At 37.8% G+C, this 18,827-nt stretch carries 18 protein-coding genes and 1 pseudogene; 6 read left to right on the top strand and 13 right to left on the bottom strand.

What is annotated here, in order from left to right:
• Positions 1–553: 553 nt before the first annotated feature.
• The 4 genes from ADICYQ_RS27660 (at position 554) to ygiD (ending at position 4,049) form a co-directional block, all read left to right on the top strand.
• Entirely contained in the window at positions 554–1,045 is a 492-nt protein-coding gene (locus ADICYQ_RS27660) for a class I SAM-dependent methyltransferase (RefSeq protein ID WP_200861889.1), read from the top strand.
• 32 nt (positions 1,046–1,077) lie between these two features.
• The gene (locus ADICYQ_RS28535) at positions 1,078–1,605 is read left to right on the top strand and encodes a hypothetical protein (RefSeq protein WP_020892888.1); all 528 of its coding nucleotides are present in this window, start codon (positions 1,078–1,080) and stop codon (positions 1,603–1,605) included.
• Between the two features lie 522 nt (positions 1,606–2,127).
• Positions 2,128–2,736, top strand: coding sequence for a DUF975 family protein (locus ADICYQ_RS11350; RefSeq protein ID WP_020892887.1), 609 nt, complete (start codon positions 2,128–2,130; stop codon positions 2,734–2,736).
• Between the two features lie 485 nt (positions 2,737–3,221).
• Complete coding sequence (gene ygiD / locus ADICYQ_RS11340) at positions 3,222–4,049, top strand: 4,5-DOPA-extradiol-dioxygenase (RefSeq protein WP_040415884.1); 828 nt, start codon at positions 3,222–3,224, stop codon at positions 4,047–4,049.
• Positions 4,050–4,265: 216 nt separating this feature from the next.
• On the opposite strand, the gene ADICYQ_RS11335 is transcribed toward ygiD, so the two are convergent.
• The 6 genes from ADICYQ_RS11335 to ADICYQ_RS11315 form a co-directional block, all read right to left on the bottom strand.
• Positions 4,266–4,811, bottom strand: a complete 546-nt coding sequence (locus ADICYQ_RS11335; RefSeq protein WP_020892884.1) for an SOUL family heme-binding protein — start codon at positions 4,809–4,811, stop codon at positions 4,266–4,268.
• Positions 4,812–5,063: 252 nt separating this feature from the next.
• Entirely contained in the window at positions 5,064–6,221 is a 1,158-nt protein-coding gene (locus ADICYQ_RS11330; RefSeq protein ID WP_020892883.1) for an ABC transporter permease, read from the bottom strand.
• Between the two features lie 8 nt (positions 6,222–6,229).
• Positions 6,230–6,961, bottom strand: coding sequence for an HlyD family secretion protein (locus ADICYQ_RS11325; RefSeq protein WP_020892882.1), 732 nt, complete (start codon positions 6,959–6,961; stop codon positions 6,230–6,232).
• 32 nt (positions 6,962–6,993) lie between these two features.
• Entirely contained in the window at positions 6,994–7,185 is a 192-nt protein-coding gene (locus tag ADICYQ_RS28530) for a biotin/lipoyl-binding protein (protein ID WP_235114587.1), read from the bottom strand.
• 18 nt (positions 7,186–7,203) lie between these two features.
• Positions 7,204–8,577, bottom strand: a complete 1,374-nt coding sequence (locus ADICYQ_RS11320) for a TolC family protein (RefSeq protein WP_020892880.1) — start codon at positions 8,575–8,577, stop codon at positions 7,204–7,206.
• Positions 8,578–8,925: 348 nt separating this feature from the next.
• The gene (locus ADICYQ_RS11315) at positions 8,926–9,480 is read right to left on the bottom strand and encodes a Crp/Fnr family transcriptional regulator (protein ID WP_235114586.1); all 555 of its coding nucleotides are present in this window, start codon (positions 9,478–9,480) and stop codon (positions 8,926–8,928) included.
• Positions 9,481–9,835: 355 nt separating this feature from the next.
• On the opposite strand from ADICYQ_RS11315, the gene ADICYQ_RS11310 reads away from it, so the two are divergent.
• Positions 9,836–10,630, top strand: a complete 795-nt coding sequence (locus ADICYQ_RS11310; RefSeq protein ID WP_040415880.1) for a HipA family kinase — start codon at positions 9,836–9,838, stop codon at positions 10,628–10,630.
• Positions 10,608–10,991: a DUF3037 domain-containing protein gene (locus ADICYQ_RS11305; protein WP_040415876.1), complete on the top strand. Its 384-nt coding sequence runs from the start codon at positions 10,608–10,610 to the stop codon at positions 10,989–10,991. The genes ADICYQ_RS11310 and ADICYQ_RS11305 overlap by 23 nt, the downstream gene beginning before the upstream one ends.
• Positions 10,992–11,099: 108 nt before the next feature.
• Here the strand turns inward: ADICYQ_RS11305 and ADICYQ_RS26740 are convergent, their stop codons facing one another.
• From ADICYQ_RS26740 to ADICYQ_RS11270, 7 genes and pseudogenes are all read right to left on the bottom strand, one after another.
• Positions 11,100–11,264, bottom strand: a complete 165-nt coding sequence (locus tag ADICYQ_RS26740) for a DUF1328 domain-containing protein (RefSeq protein WP_020892876.1) — start codon at positions 11,262–11,264, stop codon at positions 11,100–11,102.
• A gap of 127 nt (positions 11,265–11,391) precedes the next feature.
• Entirely contained in the window at positions 11,392–13,461 is a 2,070-nt protein-coding gene (locus ADICYQ_RS11295; protein ID WP_051160182.1) for an alpha-L-fucosidase, read from the bottom strand.
• Positions 13,451–14,608 (bottom strand): hybrid sensor histidine kinase/response regulator transcription factor, encoded by a 1,158-nt coding sequence (locus ADICYQ_RS11290; RefSeq protein ID WP_020892874.1) that lies wholly within the window; start codon positions 14,606–14,608, stop codon positions 13,451–13,453. Before ADICYQ_RS11290 ends, ADICYQ_RS11295 begins: the two co-directional genes overlap by 11 nt.
• Before the next feature lie 11 nt (positions 14,609–14,619).
• Positions 14,620–16,770, bottom strand: a complete 2,151-nt coding sequence (locus ADICYQ_RS11285) for a ligand-binding sensor domain-containing protein (protein ID WP_040415873.1) — start codon at positions 16,768–16,770, stop codon at positions 14,620–14,622.
• The gene (locus ADICYQ_RS11280) at positions 16,757–17,557 is read right to left on the bottom strand and encodes a ligand-binding sensor domain-containing protein (RefSeq protein ID WP_040415870.1); all 801 of its coding nucleotides are present in this window, start codon (positions 17,555–17,557) and stop codon (positions 16,757–16,759) included. Before ADICYQ_RS11280 ends, ADICYQ_RS11285 begins: the two co-directional genes overlap by 14 nt.
• 124 nt (positions 17,558–17,681) lie before the next feature.
• Positions 17,682–18,346, bottom strand: a pseudogene (locus tag ADICYQ_RS11275) (Crp/Fnr family transcriptional regulator).
• A 5-nt stretch (positions 18,347–18,351) separates the two neighbouring features.
• Positions 18,352–18,747 carry a DoxX family membrane protein gene (locus ADICYQ_RS11270; RefSeq protein WP_020892870.1) on the bottom strand — a complete coding sequence of 132 codons (396 nt, stop codon included), beginning with the start codon at positions 18,745–18,747 and terminating at the stop codon, positions 18,352–18,354.
• Positions 18,748–18,827: the final 80 nt, after the last annotated feature.

Below are 18,827 nucleotides of genomic sequence, written 5' to 3'. Positions count from 1 at the left end.
ACGGGGTTGTTTAAAATACAAGCCTTATTTATTTGATATCCGCTAAATCCAAACGCATCAAAATCACCTGCCAATAGAGGGGATTGCGGAATTGTTATTTCATGGCTTATTTTCTCCAATTCATCCGGCTGAGAAAGCTAGCAGGTAGACCGCATCTGCCAAATCCAAACGTAACAAAATCCCCCTTGAACGGAGCAAGGGGGATTTTCGGCAATAGGCATTTATGGCTCATATCCTGTAATTCATCCGGTTAAGAAAGCTAAGAGGCAAAATCTGGCTTAAACATATCTACTTTCTAAACCTAAACCAGAATGTAGCGCCATCTTAAAAAAACCTGCAAAACCAGGAAAAATTAAATCTTATCCCCTACCTTTATCATCTGTTTTACTGAAATCAACATATTATCTGTGTCTTTTTTAAAAGGCAAACTCGTTTAACGAGCAATTGCTCCATGGGAATCGCCTGATCTCCTATGAACAGATAATTATACCCTTTTTAATTATTCAATCAATTGCCGCATCATTTAAATATGTGTGGAACAATAATGTTTAAAATGAAAAGTAAACAGTTAATAAATAACAATATCAACCATTTTTACACCAAAGCTTCCGAAGAAACCCGCCTGGATAAAGGAATGGGTATATTTGAATTTGAAAGAATAAAATCACTTATAAATAAATACTTGCCCTCCTCCTCTTCCTGTATCATAGACATAGGTGGCGGTACTGGAAAGTATTCGGAATGGCTTGCCAAAAAAGGACATAAAGTCCATATGGTAGAACCTGTTGATAAGCATATTAAAATCGCCTTAAAAAGGGCCAATAAAACGAGCAATAAATTTCATGTTCACAGAGGTGAGTCTAGAAAATTAGAATTCCCAAATAATTTCGCCGACCTGATCATTCTCCATGGACCACTTTACCATCTTCAAAAAAAGGAAGACAGGGAATTAACAGTCCGCGAAGCAAAACGGGTTTTAAAAACAACGGTATTGTTTTGGGTTTCGCGATCAACTATACGGCGTCAACTTTGGTTGGGCTACTGAATGGTTTAATTCACAAAAAATCATTTTTCGAAATGTGTAAAGAAGAATTGACTTCAGGAATACACAACCCACCCTGCGATTTTCCATGGCTATTGGCTGAAGCCTATTATCATAATCCCATGCAACTCAAAGATGAATTCTTGAGCCAGGAATTCATCCATCTGAATACCTATGCGGTCGAGGGAATGTCCTGGTTAGACAAAAATTATTTTGCCAACATGGAAAATAGTGAACGAAGAGAAACATTGTTAGAACTTATTCGGATCACTGAAAATGACTGCAACCTATTGCCTTTTAGTCCACACATGATGATCGCAATTAAAAAAAAGCACCTTATGAAAAATAAAGCACATTACTTCAAAGCATTAATAGAGAACAAAGGTCGGATAAATGAAATTGACCTTGGGGAGAAAATTGGCCTTGACGAGGAAGAAACCAGAAAAATAATAGTTGTCCTTCTCTCCGAAAACAAAATAAAGCATGAAGGAAACGGAGTTTGTAATTACAGTCTTATGAAAACTGTTAGAAAGAGCAAAACTGGCATTCAGCCAATGGGTTGAGTGAAACTCTATACCACTCCTTCTTATAATCCCAATAAATTAAATGCCGTCACGACTCAAAAGTCAGCATAGGCTATGGATTTAAATCTTATGCATTTTAATGGCTAGCACCTGTTTTGCCTTTGAATCAAGCAGGTGCTAGCATTTTTTTAATGACAAAATCTTAAAGACAACCAATGATGTCACTATTCATCTATTGAAATACTGCCCAATCGTTGTTATCTCCTCTCATATTACGGCACCATTATTTAATATAAAAGGCTAAATTTCAATAACAGCCTAAATGAATTATAATTAGTTCATGACATTAATTCCCTATCATTAGCCAAATAGTCAGTAATTTAAATTTAGTTTATAGGCTTGGAATAGCGGTTTAAACTATTGGAGGAGTCTGATTTTTAACCTATATTCAGCCTTCAAGGTTTTCGCACAATAGAAAACATTGTCGCGTACGAACAGTGCCAAAAAAACAAAACTTAATCAATCCTCCAATCGAGCAAGATAACCAGAACAATAAAAACCATGGGAACTGAGAATGTAGCATTAATGAAAATGGCACGTGAATCCCTAAAGGGTAATTGGGGGCTTGCCATAGGTACTTTTCTTGTATATTATATCATTATGGGTTTTTTACAAGGAATGGCGGAATACTACCCCATGATAGGCTTGGGAACCCTTATAATTACCGGCCCAATGGTGCTAGGTCTTTCCCTATTTTCTTTGACCATTGCCAGAAATCAATATGCCAGATTGCAACAAATATTTGATGGCTTCAATAATTTCGGAACAGCTTTAGGCGCCTATTTACTGATAATAATATTTGTCTTATTGTGGATGCTTTTACTGATAATACCCGGAATAATAGCTGGCTTGTCCTATGCCATGACTTTCTATATTATCGCTGATGACCCAACCATTGGTCCACTGGATGCCATTGACAAAAGCAAGCAAATGATGAACGGGTACAAAATGAAGCTTTTCCTACTGTTCTTGATGTTTTTTGGCATGGCGCTGCTATGTATCCTTACCCTTGGAATAGGTTTTTTATGGCTTATACCCTTTATCAATGTGACTACGGCTAAGTTTTATGAGGACATAAAAGAAGGTGCGTTCACTCTTGAAACCATTTAAATGCCAAATCTATAGAAAATTGGAGTTTATTGGGAGGGGATGATTTTCTACTTTGCCATCAAAAATAATACCCAGACTAAAAAGCCAGCTATCTGTAAATCATATTAGCAAAAAACGGGATGGTTTGTGATTTTGTCAGCATTGTTGCAGAAAAAATAGCAATAATACCGCTAAAATCGTACGGTTTAAATTATGTTCCACGGGTCTTACAAGCGGTTATTGAAGTTGAAACCCTTCAGGATTTCTTTGAAACAGAATTCAAAATGTTTCCATTTTATTTGGTTCGGGTTGAAAAAATGCTGACCTATTTAGCCTTGAATGACACTCTCTTGATGCATTCATTTTACCCCTATATTCAACATATATCATAATAGAAGTAACCCTTTACAAGGAAACAGAAGTATACCTAAGTAGAGTAGTTAGTTATCACATCACCACCTTGCCTATAAATCCTATTGGCAAGCCACCCAAAAATCAATTATTCCATGCAATTTAAAGCTCTAAACAAACTCTCCGGCTCATTTTCAAATACCCAAAAGACCCCTGTTTTATTTCTTGGACATGGTAGCCCGATGAATGGAATTGAAGAGAATGAGTTTGTGAAGGGTTTTAAAAAAGTAGGAGAAGAAATTCAAAAACCAAGTGCTATCTTGTGTATTTCTGCCCATTGGGAAACCAAAGGCACCTTTGTAACCGCTATGGAGAACCCAAGAACCATTCATGATTTTGGTGGTTTTCCTCAGGCGCTATTTGATGTGCAATACCCAGCACCCGGAAGCCCTTCCCTAGCCCAGGAAACAAAGGATTTAATCACCAATACAAGTATAGGGCTGAACAAAAACTGGGGGCTGGATCATGGGGCCTGGAGCGTAGTCAAGCACCTTTACCCAAATGCAGATGTCCCTATCATTCAAATGAGCCTGGATTATACCAAGCCAGCAAAATACCACTTTGAACTGGCGCAGCAATTGTCTCAGTTACGTCAAAAAGGAGTTTTAATCATTGGCAGTGGAAATATGGTGCACAACCTAGGCAAGATAGCCTGGGACAAACTACAAGGAGAACCATTTGCATTTGACTGGGCCATAGAAGCCAATGAAAAAATGAAGGCCTGGATTGTGGAAGGGGATTTTCAAAGCTTAATAGACTTTAGAAGTCAGGGAAGAGCATTTGACCTGGCCATTCCGACCCCTGAACACTATTTGCCTTTGCTCTATACTTTGGCACTCAAAGACAATAAGGATGAAACAAGTCTATTTAACGACCAACCTTTAGGTGGATCCCTCTCTATGACCTCAGTAAAATTTAATTAAGGGCTTCAGCTCATTCGTAAAAAAGTCATGGACCTTTTTTCCAATGTAAAGCACAGCATAAATTCAGCAGCTCATTTCCACTATTAATTTAATTCCTGTAAATCTGTTTACTTCAACCTATTGGCTTGAGTCTTATTTTGGGTGCTAGGATCCCTGCCTGATACGCTACCTAATTTCCATCAGTCAAAGTGACGATAATCTCGTTTCTCCGGTTTATTAAATCAAAAGGAGGATTGTAACCAAAAAATAAAACTGATTTGTGAAGGATATCCCCTCCTTGGTCAAAGCGGAAGTTAATTTTTCTTTATACGTTTTGATCTTTTCGGAATTGGCCCAACCTCCGAAACTAATCGCCGCAACTGTTTTTGCTGGTTCTTCTCTAAATTGAATATCTCCACTATTTGGTTCAGGTAAGTCTTCCTTTTTCCATTCTTTTGGCACCATAAACATCATGGTCATCGAATCTTCCAGAGACATACTTACTGGACTTGTCATGGAAATTTTGTCCTTTTGCTTGTTGCCTCCAAATATGTAACCTGCCAAAATGGAAAATCCTTTTCCTGAAGCATCTTCATACTTGTCCGTTTTCAATTTTACTGAAGTGAATAAACGGGCCTCATATTTTCTGATTTCAAAAGCCTCATAGGATTTAATCACCTGATAAGGATAGTTCTCGATTTTTTTGCGGCTTGTCATAAGGTATATTTGAAAAAGTAAAAATCCCAGCGTAAGCACGACACCTACAATCAGTATTATTTTCATATTAGACAATTTGAATATTTAATCAACGCTCAAATGAAATTTCCCCAACAAGAATCCAGAATATTTAGCGCTTTGATGACCTATTTAAGGTATACGAAAAAACAATCAATAAAGCTCATTTTTGTTTAAATTAATATCTGCAAGATCATTTCACATTTAACACTAATTGCGATAGGTATAAGAAGAAATATGCAAAAATATTACCTCTGCCTATTTTAATAAGAACTACTGCATATTTCGAATTGAAAGTTATTATTGCTTTTTATTTAATCGATTTATTTTGAATTGAAGTAGCAAGACCATAGCGATTAAGGCCACTAAAATTATCCCTACCAACACCCTGATTTCAGGGCCAATTGAAGACAAATCTCCTCCGTAAAAAGCGACTTTTCTAAATCCACTCAAAAATTGAGTGACGGGAATAAACTGGGCAACATTGGTTATAAGTTCGGGAATAGCTGATGTAGGCCATGTAAAACCACTTAAAATAAATGCCGGTGTAGAAATCACCATCAACAACTCTGTAGCTTTCAACTGACTTGGAATAGCAATTGAAAACAACATACCAATAAACATTGATGCAAAAGTTAATAAGGTGGTCAAAACCAACATCGGAAGATTTATGATATTCACCCCTACATTAAAAAAGGAAAACAACAAGCTTATAATCAACCACATAAAAGGAAGCATCAAAAAGAAAGGAGTTGCCTTTAATAGGATGTGATAAATCGAGGATTTGCTTTCTTTTACAAGCTTGCCAAAATAGCCATCTTCAAAATCCCGGGAAAACGCCAAGGCCATTGCTAGAAAGATAATTTGTTGCATGATGGCAGCAAGCAGTCCAGGCAGCATAAACGTCACATAATTTCCAGTAGAATTATAAAGCTTGTTGAAATTTATTTTAAAACTCTCATAAGAAGCTTTTGCCTGGTCTGGATGAAGACCTTGTTTTTTAAGCCCCTCTATTTCAATTCCAGCATTTATCGTCATCAATACAGTATTGATATGATTGCTTGCTGTATTGGCATTTAAAATATTTGCCATGTTCAAATCTACACGTACCTCCGGATGCTTTTTTTGCAAAAGATTCTTTTCAAAATCCGTAGGCAAGGTAATTACCGCAACATACTGTTTGACAGGCATTTCATTTTTAATATCCCCGGGGATTGACCTTACATCCGAAACAAATAATCCCTCATTGTCTTCAAAAGCATCAATTATTTTATCCGATGCAGGACTTTGGTCCTGGTCTACAATGACTATTGGCAAATCTTTGACTTTGGCTTGTTGGTACACATAGCCGAATAAGATACCATACCCTATAGGTGCGCCAAAGAAGATGGCCATCAGGACATTATTGGAAAAAATACGCCCGAATTCCAGTTTTAATAAGCCTATGAATTTTTTCATATTTTTATCTATTTAATAAGTAAGGTGGCGTTGATATAAAACCTTTGCCCCTGAATATCCGAGGTAGGTACTACTTTTAATTCATAAATTGATTCAGACAATTCGTACAAGGGTGCTGTGCTTGTAATGTCTGCATATTGCGCTAATTGCTTGATGGCTAGAATTTTTCCTTCAGTCTCTTCTTCTGTATATGGATTGACTAAGGTTAGCTCCTGCCCCACTTCAAAATCATAAATCTTTGATTCAGGAATAGTAAACCTGAAATAGATACTGTTGGTTTTGTAACCATTGAACAAGGTAAAACCAGGGGTAAGCAACTCCCCTTCATCCAGGCTAATGGTTTCTACTGACATATCTGCTGGAGCAATAACATACTGCTCTAAAGAAGCGGTAGCGACTTCTTCTCTGGCTCCCTTTGCCCTATTCAACTGTCCTTTGGCTTGCTCAATTTGCTCTTCCCTCGCTCCTTTTTTTACTTCATCTCGCTTGGCCGCTAAAGCAGCTACCTGAGCTTTCGCCATGTCTAGTTTCATCTTAATCTCATCAAATTGTTGTTGGGTTACCAATGAATCCTTGTACATGGCTTCAAGACGATTATAGGATTCCTGAGCAAAATCCAATTGCGCTTTACCAGCATTTAATTGGCCATCTATCTGGATCAATTGTTCTGCCGTGGCACCATTGAAAGCCATGTTGAATTGCCCTTGGGCTGCCATTATGGCTCCATCAGCCTGAAGCATTTTCGCATGTACTTCAGGAATGTTAATCGTAGCTAGAGTGTCTCCTTTTTAACTTTTTGTCCTTCCTCTACGAATATTTTATCAATTCTTCCTGCAAGTTTGCTACTTACTGAAATGGTTTCAAATTTCACTTTACCTCTATTGGGAGTGATCTGTTCTGGCTGGCATGAATTCAATGCGAGTAATGCAAAACAGCCTAGTAGTATATTTTTATAAGTATTCATTTTTATATTTTTGATGGGTTAGTAATTAAGTATTCCTTTGGCATGAAGCAGATCTGCCACAGCTCGGCGTTCTTTAAAATAAGATTCCTGCAATTTGAAATTGGCTTTCTCAACATCATTTAGAGCATCCATTACATCATTGATTGATGCCAGGTTGTTTTTGTATTGAGTATTGACCATCTCATAGTTTTCATTGGCCAGGTCAATTTCCTTTTGAACTATTTTACTGTTCAATAAGGCCGATTCGTAGCTTATTTCAGCTTTGGATATTCCTAAGGCAATCATTTCATTTGCCTCTTCAATCTGTTCTCTATATTTAGCAGTCTCTAATTGAACTTTTCTTCTTTTTAAACGCGATTGGTTGCCATCAAAAACATTCCATTTAAGCCCAACTCCTACATACCATTTTGGATCTAGCAGTGATAAATTCTCTTCTATAAACTCATAGTGACCTTTCAAGGCAACTTTAGGAATGAAATTGCTCTTCAGCATTTTGGCTTTGTATTGGGTCGCCTGTTCGGCCTCTTCTAAGGCTTTGATTTCATTGCGTTTCTCCCCACTGGAGTTAGCATCCACAGTAAAAGAATGCAATTGCGGATGGAGTATTCTTAAATCTGTTCTACTTTCTCCAGTAAGCTGGTGAAGCACTTCTATCAACAGGATATTGTTGTGTTCAAATTCTAGCTTTTTGGCTTCCAATTGTTGTCTCGCCAGTTCAATTTTGTTGCGACTGATGGGGGTCGCAAGACCGTTTTCAATGGCCTTACTGACATAGGTTGCCTGCTCGTTCAAGTAGTTTTCTGAAGTAGTAAGCACTTTCTTTGACGCTTTTACCAAGGCAAGTTTATCATAGGCTTCTATGATTTGTAAGGCGGTTTTATCCTCTTCTGCCATCCCTACGTAATTCAAAGAGGCTTCCTTGTGTTTGCTCGCCTGTAAGGCATTGCTTGCTTCCAGCCCGCTAAACAATACCCAATCTACATCTACCGATGACCTCAGAATGTTTTGGTTTTGTAAAACCGGAATTTCCTGAAGTGGAATGGTATTTGGGAAAGTTGAGTTAAAAGGTAATCCAACAGCATCTTTGATAACAAGCTTTTGGGTTTCCGTTAACAGGGTTTTCGTATTGTCGTCAAAAGTGATGTCATCGTTCAAATGGGTATAACTACCGTTTAAAGTGATTTTGGGTAAGAATACAGATTTCGCCAATTGCTGGTCGATTTTGGCCTGTTCTGCATCCATGTATTTACCATTAACAGTATGGCTTTTACTTACCCCTTTATTGATCAATTCTTTCAATATTGGATCTAGTTCCTGCCCCTTAGTTACCGAAGGCATCACCGTTGCAAGCAAAATCAATAGAATCGCAAATGCTCCTTTGTATGGTTTCATTGTAAATTGTTTTATGATTACAATACAAAGATCCTGATGTAGTAGTGATTTTCTTTTGACCTATATCAAAAAGTGAAATGGGGATATGTCTGGCAATTTCCTAAAATTGCATTCTTTTCATTAAAACCTAGAAATCGAATAATTAGAATCAACAGGGCATACCAGTAGTCAAATCTTATTTCAAATGATGGATAAAGAATGAGGATTAAAGTCCATTTACGTTTACATCATTTGATTTTTGGAGTAGGACTCCTGCTCCAAAAAGCATAACCTTTGAAGGTCGAAAAAAGCCTAATATTTTATTTTGTCAAGAGTGATCTATTACAATAAAAACGTTTCTGCTATGAATTATTTCCTCGAATTACTTTTCCGGATACGGCTCAATGTTTCTTGCGTCATGCCCAAATAGGAAGCGATGTGACCCAATGAGACTTGGTAGGAAATATCCGGAAACTCAGCAAGCATATATTCATACCGTTCTTTGGCTGTTTGAAATTGAATGGCATTTAATTTATTCACTACTTTGGTGAGCATTTCCGTGGTGACCAACCTTCCCAGCTTTTCCATTTTTGGATAGGTATCGAACAATTCATCCAACTTTTCTTTTGTGATACTGTATATCACGGCATCTTCTAAAACCTCAATAAAATACAAACTGGGACATTGCTGAAAAAAGCTGTCCGCACTGGCCATAAACTTCCCACTACCAAAAAACCATTGGGTGATTTCTTTTCCCGCCTGATTGAGGTAATAGCTTCTACCCAATCCACTTTCTATAAAGTACAAGGTTTTAGAAACCTCACCTTGACGAACAAGCATTTGATTCTTCGGAATAGCCTCTTTTTTAAAGTGTTTGAGGATGTCATCTAACTCATCGTTCGTAAAAGGCACCAATGCTTTCAAAAAAATCAGAAATATTCATAAATGTCATGGGTATCGGAAAATAGTAGCCCTAAAAGCGGAATTCCCGGCAAAGTTTCTAAAGTTATTATTTCTTTAATCAGGTAGCTCTTGGGCTATAGTCCAACTACCCAACTGGGGAAATACATTAAAGGTGAAACTACAAAAAAATAAAATGATTTTGCTGTGACACAGTACTCTTGTTTTGCTAAAGGAAGAAAAAAACATTTGGCTAGTAGTAATTTTCACTTCTTATTAAAATTCTGTTCCCTATTTCAGGTTTAGTTCAGTAATTAGCCCCAAATTGCAGGTACGGAGGGTTTATACAATTTCCATGTAAACCCATATTTAAAGATTTATGGAACAATTACCACAATTGCGTACAGTAAATGTGACCAGGTACATGCAGCCATTAAGGGAAGGTGGATCACTTCCAGCCCTTGCAGCAGCTGATGATGGTTTTAATTACGTATTAAAATTCCGAGGTGCAGGCCAACGTGAAAAAGCCCTGATTGCAGAACTCCTTGGTGGAGAGATCGCTCGATTGCTGGGGCTCAAAATTCCCGAGCTTGTCTTTGCCAACCTGGATCCTGCATTTGGCAGATCTGAAGGGGACGAAGAGATTCAGGATTTATTAAAAGGCAGCCAAGGCTTAAACCTGGCCTTGCATTTCTTATCCGGTGCCATAAATTTCGACCCTTTGGTTTCAAAGGTAGACCCTCTATTGGCTTCAAAAATCGTTTGGCTAGACATGTTCATCACCAATGTGGACAGGACCTTTAGAAACACAAATATGCTGATGTGGAACAGAGAGCTTTGGCTCATTGACCATGGTGCTGCATTTTTATTTCAGCATGGCTGGACGAGATGGAAAGAAAATGCGACCAAGTCATTTCCTATTATCGCTAACCATGTACTACTCCAGCAAGCTGAAAATTTGACTGAGGTGAATGATCAATTCACGTCTATTTTAAATGAGGATAAAATTAATGCCATTGTTTCGCTTATACCCGATGAGTGGTTGTTAGCAGGAAGAGATGGGGAAAATGCTGAGGAACTGAGAACGGTCTATGCCGATTTTCTAAAGCTAAGATTGTCTTATGCGGATCAATTCACCAAAGAAGCAGACGATGCAAGAAAATCACTTATATGAATATGCGGTCTTGCGCGTGGTACCAAGGGTGGAACGCGAAGAATTTATTAATGTCGGCGTCATTTTATGTGACCACAGAAGTGGCTTTTTAGGAGTGAAAATCCATTTTTCCAAGGAAAAAATCCTGGCTTTAGACCCAAATGCTGATATTGAGATGATTCAATTAAACCTGAATTCTTTTGAAAAAATTTGTAGTGGAAAATCCGATGGAGGGCAAATTGCAACCATGGACTTGGCTTCACGCTTCAGGTGGCTTACTGCTGTAAGAAGTTCTATTATTCAAACTTCCAGGCCTCACCCTGGATTAAGCAAAGACCTAACGAAAACCTTACAAAAGCTTTTCGAAGAAGCTGTGCTGTAGAGAAAAATAAGTTGTCAAAACCTATATTGCATTATCTATATTAGAGAATCGATAATGCTAAAAAAAATAGAACCCCACCCGATCTTTTCAATCGGGTGGGGTTTTTATTTAAAATCCATTTACTCCACCGGCGACTAGACTTATAACTAGTAAAACGATGAAAATGTAAAATATGATTTTGGCAATAGATGCAAGTCCGGAAGCAAGTCCTCCAAAGCCTAAAACGGCAGCAATTAAAGCTACTACAAGAAATGTGATTACCCAGGTTAACATAGTATCAGTGGTTTTTGGTTAAAAATTTATTTCCTAATCAAAAGACAAAAACCAATCCGAAATTCTGCATTTCCCTTCTTAAACAATCATTTCAGCCCATTTTGTTCTATTGCGCTACTTTTTTGTTTTATTCAGTTAACAACACGCCTAATTCAGCAAAACTAGCAGGTTGATCATCTGTGGTGCTTTTTGCTTTCAATTGAATAAATCTTGCCGATCTCTGATCAAATTCTATCCTTTGTTCAATCGGACTATTGGCAATATTGCCAAACTCTCCCTCTGCGGCTTTCTGCCAGTTGTTTCCATCCACACTGGTGTAAAATACATAAGTCTTGATCAGGCCCGATAGGTATCTGTTTTGCATAGGGTAATAGGTGAAGCCTGAAACTTCCTGTTTTTCTCCCAGGTCAATGGTTGCTATATTTTGATTACTTATATAATTGGTGGATGGATCTTCATCTATAAGATTACCTGAGTTCTCATCTCCACCAACTACAGTCCAATTCTTTTTAGCCAATTGGAGATTAACTTCTATCACCTCACTGAATTTACCTGAAATTGGATCTTTGGTCACCGCCATTAACTTGGTCGGAAGCATTACTTCAAACTCCTGGGTATAAACTTTGCCTGACTGAACAGGATCTTTACCGTCCAGACTGTAATACACCTGCACTCCTTCCTCAACAACGTTTAATTTTACTGTTCCATTTTTATCCCTATCCACTGCAGGTGGCAATAATAATTTAGGCGCATCATAAAAGGCCAGATGACTTATTACCGGACTGTCTTTGGCATCATGAATGGTAAATTTTACAGCTGTTGTTTTCGTTTCAGGAAGTCTTAGAATCCTTTTATAGCCAATGGTCGTCTCTTTGGCTATGCTCTTCCATTCTCCATTTTCATTTTGTATTTCAAGTTCAAATGATTTCACTCTTTGTCCTAGGGAGATATTTTCCTGAACCAAAAAACGATTGAAGGTCTGGACCTCATCGAAGTCAATGGTAACAGTAGCAGGTCCATCGCCCGAAGCGGGACTCCAGGAGGATTTCATTTCTGAACTTAATAGATTTTCTACAACATAATCACCGTTTTCGGATGAAGCGGAAAGATTACTGCTTTTCAAGGGGATTTTCTGGCTAAAATCCTCTTTCACCTTATCAACCAATTTCATCAGCTGTGTCACATCGTTTTCATGGATTTGCCCTGTTTTGTCCACAGGGAAATTCAATAGTAAAGAGCTATTTCTTCCTATACTGTTATAATAGATATCCAATAACTGCGGAAGCGTTTTAACTTTATGGTCTTCATAGGGATGGTAATACCAACCCGGTCGAATAGAGACGTCTGCTTCTGCCGGTACCCAATGGGTACCATTTTCTTGACCTCGTGAATATTTTTTTGAATATTCCGGCATTCCTGCATAAACGGAATCTCTCAATAAATTGGACCAGGTAGACTCATAAGCAAACCCATGCTCGTTACCTACCCATCTTACATCAGGGCCAGCATCTCCAAAAACCACTGCATTAGGCTGAAGCTCACGAATCATAGCAAATGTTGTAGGCCAGTCATAATAACTTTTCTTGTCTACCCTACGTTCCTCATTGGCTCCTCCATAATAGCCAGAACCACCATTGGCACCATCAAACCAAACCTCAAAAACCTCCCCATAGTTGGTGAGCAACTCCCTTAGTTGCGCTCTAAAAGTCTCCACGTATTTGGGCGTTCCATAATCCGCGTTGTTTCTATCCCAAGGAGAAAGGTAAACCCCAAACTTCAGGCCTTCAGCTCTAAAAGCTTCTGCTACTTCTTTGATAATATCTCCTTTACCATCTTTCCAAGCTGCATTTTTCACAGAGTGTTCAGTGGTAGCTGTGGGCCAAAGGCAAAAACCATCGTGGTGTTTGGCTGTAATAATGATTCCTTTCATCCCAGCCTCCTTACAAACCTTCGCCCACTGTTTTGGATCAAAATCTGTAGGGTTAAACATGGATGGGTCTTCATCGCCCAGGCCCCATTCCATATTGGTAAAAGTATTCATATTAAAATGGGCAAAAGCATAAAACTCCATCCCTTGCCAGGCAAGTTGCCTTTCATCAGGGATGGGAAGAACGGGAGTCAAGGGGTCCGTTTGAGAGGGCTGGCACCTTACAAAAAGGACAATTGAAAGGCCAAGAATAAATAATTTAAAGTTCATTATTGTTTTTTTGATATTGGGAAGGTAAGACACCAAAATTATTTTTAAAGTGTTTGGAGAAATATTTCGCATTGTTAAAGCCTACTTTATAGGCTACTTCTGAAATAGAATATTGGTTCATTTTCAATAGTTGGGCTGCTCTTTGAAGCCTTATGGACCTAATAAATTCCAATGGGCTTTGTCCGGTAAGGGAGTTGATTTTTTTATACAAATGCATCCTGCTCATGCCAAGTTCTTTGCTTAAAACCTCTACGGAAAAATCAGGATTCTCTATTTCTTTTTCCACCATTGAAACTGCTCTCTGGATCAGTTTGTCATCCAAAGATTCCAACTCTGCTTCACTAGTCTCCACTGAAATGATTTTCCGATAATGTTTTTGGAGCCTCTTTTTATTGTCCAATAGGTTTTGCAAACCAGAACGAAGGAGTTCAAGATTAAAGGGTTTTTCTAAGAAAAGATTGCAGCCAGAAGCAATTCCAAGCAAGTGGTCTTCTTCTTCCGTCTTTGCCGTCAGCAAAACCACTGGTACATGTGATGTTTTAAGATTGTTCTTGATGATTTTGCACAAAGTAGCCCCATCCATTTCAGGGATTAGCAGGTCCGAAAGAATGATATCCGGAATTTGATTTTGAGCCATTTCCAAAGCAGCTTTTCCATCTAGGGCCACATCAATCAAAAAGTCATCCTTAAGTACTTCCTCCAGGTATTGTCTGAGATCAGCATTGTCTTCGACCAAAAGAAGTCGTGGTTTTGGGTCGGATTCTCCTGTAGGCAAAGCAGAGATAAGATCTTCTTTACCCCTTTCTAAAAAATACTCTTCTTTCACCTTGTACCCATCACGCAACACCAAAGGAAGGGTTACCGTGAATTTCGCACCCTTACCCGGTTCGCTACTTACCGATACACTACCTCCATGCATTTTTGCGAATTCAGCGACCAAAGCAAGTCCAATGCCTGTACCCTGATTCTGATTGGACTGTGAGGAATAAAATTTAGCGAAAATTCTTTGATGAAGGTGTTTTGGAATGCCAATACCTGTATCAGTTACAATAATTGCTAAAACTCCTTCACCTAAGCCTTCTTGTTTAAATTTTAGACTAACATCTATTTCACCCCCTGAAGGGGTAAATTTAAAGGAATTTGACAATAGGTTGTTGATTATTTTTTAACCTTATCTATGTCAAATGAGCAAGGTATATTCCTTACATCAGAGCTAAAAGTAAGTCCAATATTGGTGTTTACAGAAAGGCTTTGATACGTACGCACCTGGTCTTCAATTAAAGAAATGATATCACCTTCAGACAGCACCAATTTGATGGTTTGCATTTCGATGTTCTTCACATCCATCAATTGATTTACCAATGCCAGTAGTTTCTTGGCATTTTTTTGAATGGTCTTTAAATAAAAATTAGCAGAATCTTCCCCTTCCTTTTCCATTAACTTATCAATCGGCGCCAAAATCAAGGTAAGGGGCGTTCTAAACTCATGGCTTATATTGGTAAAAAACCTGCTTTTCATTTGATCCAGCTCTGCAAGTCTATGAATTTCCTTGATTTCATCAAGTCTTTTTAGCCTTGAGCGCTCTTTTCCTACAAACCACTTCCAAGCCAATAATACAAAAAGTACAAAAGCTATAAAATACACAAAATACGCGAAATCGGTTTTCCAAAATGGTGCTAGAACGGTAATAGCTAAGGAAGAAATTTCTGTACCTGGTATACCATCAATATTTGAGGCTTTAACCAATAACCTGTAATTGCCTGGGTCTAAATTTGTGAAAGAGACCTCAAAAGGAGCATTTGAAAGACTTATCCAATCATTGTTAAATCCTTCTAGCTTGTATTGAAAGCTATTTTTCTCTGGATTTAGGTAGTTCATTGATGAGAAAGAAACAGAGAAAATATTTTCATCGTGGTTCAGTTGTATTTCCCTTTTCTTATTCAAAGGGCTTGGTAATAAAATGCGCCCATTCACTTGCTCATTCACCGCTATGGATTGGTTGAACAACTGAAATTCAGAAAACACTACATGAGATTCTTCCTCATAAAAAGGGAAGGTAGAGGGATCTACAAAGTTAAAACCGTCCGAACCACCAAAATAAACCTTGCCTTTTTTAGATAAAAACAAAGCGTTTTTATTGTAATAATCTCCTTGAAGTCCATCACCAGAATTAAAAACCCTAAATTCGGCAGAAAACAATGGCTCAGTTCTATTGATTTTTGCATGAATTATACCCTCTTGTGAGCTTAACCACAAGTTATTCTTATTATCCATCTCCAAACCGACCAATAACTTATTTTTTACTCCATTGGCTTCATTAAAAACGACAAAACGAGATGTTTGCTCATCAAAATAACACAAACCCTTATTAGTACTGGCCCAAATTACACCTTGCTTATCCTTTACTAGATCAGAAATTTCGTTGCTACTCAAACCAAAAGAAGCACCTGGTGAATCCACTAAATAATTCTTCAGGTATCCTGTATCTGGATTAAAAACGTTTATCCCATTGTTCCCAGATACCCAGATATTGCCCTTATCATCCTCCGTAATACCAGTGACATATCCGACGGTGAGTGGCATTCCCTTGCCGTTTTCTCTAAAGTGGACAAAATTATTTCGTTTTCGGTCCAACTGAAACAAACCCTCTCTAAGGGTTCCTATCCACAATCTTCTTTTACTATCCTCAAAAATTTTCCAGACATTGCTATCTTTCAAACCATCTGGATTATCCAGATCCGCTTCATAATGAGTGACAGAAGCACCATCCACGGCATATAACCCATCCTGATAAGTTCCAATCCACAATACGCCTTGATGATCTGTAAACAGGTCTACGACTACCAAATTTTCAGGAATCGCATCGTTACCCAGTTTCACTATATTCGAAATTTCACCATTGTCTGGCGAATATTTCCACAAACCACCTCCATTGGTTCCAACATATATTTCACCAGTCGCATCCTCTTCAAATGCATTTACATCGTTCCACGGAAAAGGGTTGGAGGTATCGATCTCTCTCCTTACTAAGGCAAATCTGCTGGAATGAGGGTGAAATAATTCTACACCTCCCTTAAAAGTACCTACCCAAACAATTCCCTGGTCATCTTCATAAAGTGCATATACCGCATTATTTGACAAGGAATTGAGGTTGTCTGGCTCATTTAAAAGGTATTTTACGCTGTCTTTATTTTTATTGACAATATTAATCCCGCCATGATCAGTACCTATCCACACTTGCCCATTGGTGTGAGGCAATATGACTTTAACCAATGAGTTGTTTAATTGCAAACCTTCAGAAGTTTTCATTAATGTTGGCAACAGAAAAATCTTTGTGATCTATTAAAAATGCGCCGAAGGCATGATTGGGGCAATAAACCCAGGCATCACCTTCTGTATCAAGTGTTATTTTTAAATCGTATTTTTGAGTGTGGCTTAAAACCTCCCCAATCAAAATACGATGATCAACTTTAAAGGAACTTCCTGACAAAACGTCAATGGTACCATTGTCATACACTAGCCAAAATTTCCCTGAAGCGTCCTCCTGAATATCTGTAACATTATTACCACTCAAACTACCCTCTACAGCAGCATCGCTAATAAGATACCTGGATTCCTCTTTACCCTGATTGTATATTGTGAGACCATTGTGTGGATGTAAAAACCAAAACCTGCCTTGAGAATCCTTAAATATTTTACTAATTCCTTTACTTTTTAATTGATAGCGGGCTTTAATTTCATCAAAATCATCAACAAAAATACCTTTGTCCTTATTATAAACATTGAAAACAGTATCTATGCCTTTAATCCATAGATCACCATCCATGCCCTCAAAAATATCATAAATATTATTGTTATTTATGGTACTGGAATCATTCTCATCACCCAGGTAAATTTTGGTTTTGATACCATCGTACCTGTTTAATCCATTGAAAGTCCCAAACCACATATAGCCGTCCGAATCCTTAATTATGGCTTGAACATGTTTGCTTGAAAGGTTTTGCTCTGTTTGAAGTTTTTTAAACTTAATCTCTTGGGCTGAAAGGTTTAAGGATAAAAAAAATAGTGTAAAAAAAAGAAATAATGAACGATTCATAAACCCAATATAATGACAATATAGCATAATTAAAAAAATAAAGTAACAGACTATTGGTAAAAAAAATTTAATAGGCATTTCCCTCAATGGGTAATATTTACTTCCATAAAGGTAGTGAACTTCGTCAATTCAACTTATGGATCAACTCCTCAAAATCATCCCTGATATATATTATATTTCTACCCAATTCGATCCATTTCTTTTTTCTAACTGCTTGAGCAATCTTGAAATTACCTCCCTGGAAGTACCCAATTCATTGGCGATCTCCTGGTGCGTGGTAGCTAGCTCATTGGTTTTCAATTGCTTCATTTTTGTTACCAAATAACGCATCAATCGCTCATCCATTCGCTTGAAGGCTACAGCATCCAGCGTCTTTAACAATTCCTGGAATTTTATCCGGTAGGAATCAGTAACGTAATCTTTCCACTGCTTGAATTCCTCTGTCCACTTTTCATGTTTGCCTACAGGAACACTAAGCAATACACTGTCTTCTTCTGCTACTGCTCTGATCTCACTAGCTCTATTAGAAGAGCAACAAGTCAATGACAAAGCACATGTTTCTCCGGGATCAATATAGTACAGTAACAATTCCTTTCCTTCTTCATCCAAACGCAAAACTTTAATGCTTCCACTTAATAAGATTGGAACCATTTTAATGAATTGACCTGGCTCTATTATCGTCTCACCGCTTTTAATTTCCATGATCTTTCCTTCATTTGCTAGCGCATCTAAAAGGCGTAAATCTGAAAAAAATGGCAAATAATTAGAAAGGTTTTCTTTAGCAATCATATTTCTTATTTAATTCCTTGTGATTTATCCAACGCCATTGCATTGGCCTTATTAAATTCATAAACCAAAACAAAAAACAATAAATGAATCATTTGAGTGGGCAAACCTGCCCAATTCTCTATCAGAGTAGTCCCTCCTATCAAGACAAGCATTAGAACTCCACCTCCAACTGCCGCTGGTTTTGTTTGCCATCCCAACACCAATAGTAAACCTATTAAAAACTCTATAAAAGGCAATGCAAGACTAAATGGGATTAACAGAAACTCGGGTAATAGTGAATCTTTAAAATTACTAACCATCCCTTCGCTAAAAGCCGTAAGTTTTGGAATCCTCACCAACCCATGACCCAACATACTAATCCCTATCCCTAACCTAATAAATACATAAGAAATTGATTTCATAAAATGCTAATTTTTGATACAAATGAAATAGGCAATAGTCAATCGATTACTTGGTAAAATCAATACTTTCATCGTTTTCT

Source organism: Cyclobacterium qasimii M12-11B (assembly GCF_000427295.1).
Taxonomy (GTDB): Bacteria; Bacteroidota; Bacteroidia; order Cytophagales; family Cyclobacteriaceae; genus Cyclobacterium; species Cyclobacterium qasimii.
The sequence above is the reverse complement of the archived record's forward strand: the minus strand, read 5'-3'. Positions and strand labels throughout refer to the sequence as shown.

Coding starts and splice junctions, on each gene's coding strand:
- ADICYQ_RS27660 (WP_200861889.1), top strand. CDS start 554: ATGAAAAGTAAACAGTTAATAAATAACAATATCAACCATTTTTACACC.
- ADICYQ_RS28535 (WP_020892888.1), top strand. CDS start 1,078: ATGTGTAAAGAAGAATTGACTTCAGGAATACACAACCCACCCTGCGAT.
- ADICYQ_RS11350 (WP_020892887.1), top strand. CDS start 2,128: ATGGGAACTGAGAATGTAGCATTAATGAAAATGGCACGTGAATCCCTA.
- ygiD (WP_040415884.1), top strand. CDS start 3,222: ATGCAATTTAAAGCTCTAAACAAACTCTCCGGCTCATTTTCAAATACC.
- ADICYQ_RS11335 (WP_020892884.1), bottom strand. CDS start 4,811: ATGAAAATAATACTGATTGTAGGTGTCGTGCTTACGCTGGGATTTTTA.
- ADICYQ_RS11330 (WP_020892883.1), bottom strand. CDS start 6,221: ATGAAAAAATTCATAGGCTTATTAAAACTGGAATTCGGGCGTATTTTT.
- ADICYQ_RS11325 (WP_020892882.1), bottom strand. CDS start 6,961: ATGCTTCAGGCTGATGGAGCCATAATGGCAGCCCAAGGGCAATTCAAC.
- ADICYQ_RS28530 (WP_235114587.1), bottom strand. CDS start 7,185: ATGAATACTTATAAAAATATACTACTAGGCTGTTTTGCATTACTCGCA.
- ADICYQ_RS11320 (WP_020892880.1), bottom strand. CDS start 8,577: ATGAAACCATACAAAGGAGCATTTGCGATTCTATTGATTTTGCTTGCA.
- ADICYQ_RS11310 (WP_040415880.1), top strand. CDS start 9,836: ATGGAACAATTACCACAATTGCGTACAGTAAATGTGACCAGGTACATG.
- ADICYQ_RS11305 (WP_040415876.1), top strand. CDS start 10,608: ATGCAAGAAAATCACTTATATGAATATGCGGTCTTGCGCGTGGTACCA.
- ADICYQ_RS26740 (WP_020892876.1), bottom strand. CDS start 11,264: ATGTTAACCTGGGTAATCACATTTCTTGTAGTAGCTTTAATTGCTGCC.
- ADICYQ_RS11295 (WP_051160182.1), bottom strand. CDS start 13,461: ATGAACTTTAAATTATTTATTCTTGGCCTTTCAATTGTCCTTTTTGTA.
- ADICYQ_RS11285 (WP_040415873.1), bottom strand. CDS start 16,770: ATGAAAACTTCTGAAGGTTTGCAATTAAACAACTCATTGGTTAAAGTC.
- ADICYQ_RS11280 (WP_040415870.1), bottom strand. CDS start 17,557: ATGAATCGTTCATTATTTCTTTTTTTTACACTATTTTTTTTATCCTTA.
- ADICYQ_RS11270 (WP_020892870.1), bottom strand. CDS start 18,747: ATGAAATCAATTTCTTATGTATTTATTAGGTTAGGGATAGGGATTAGT.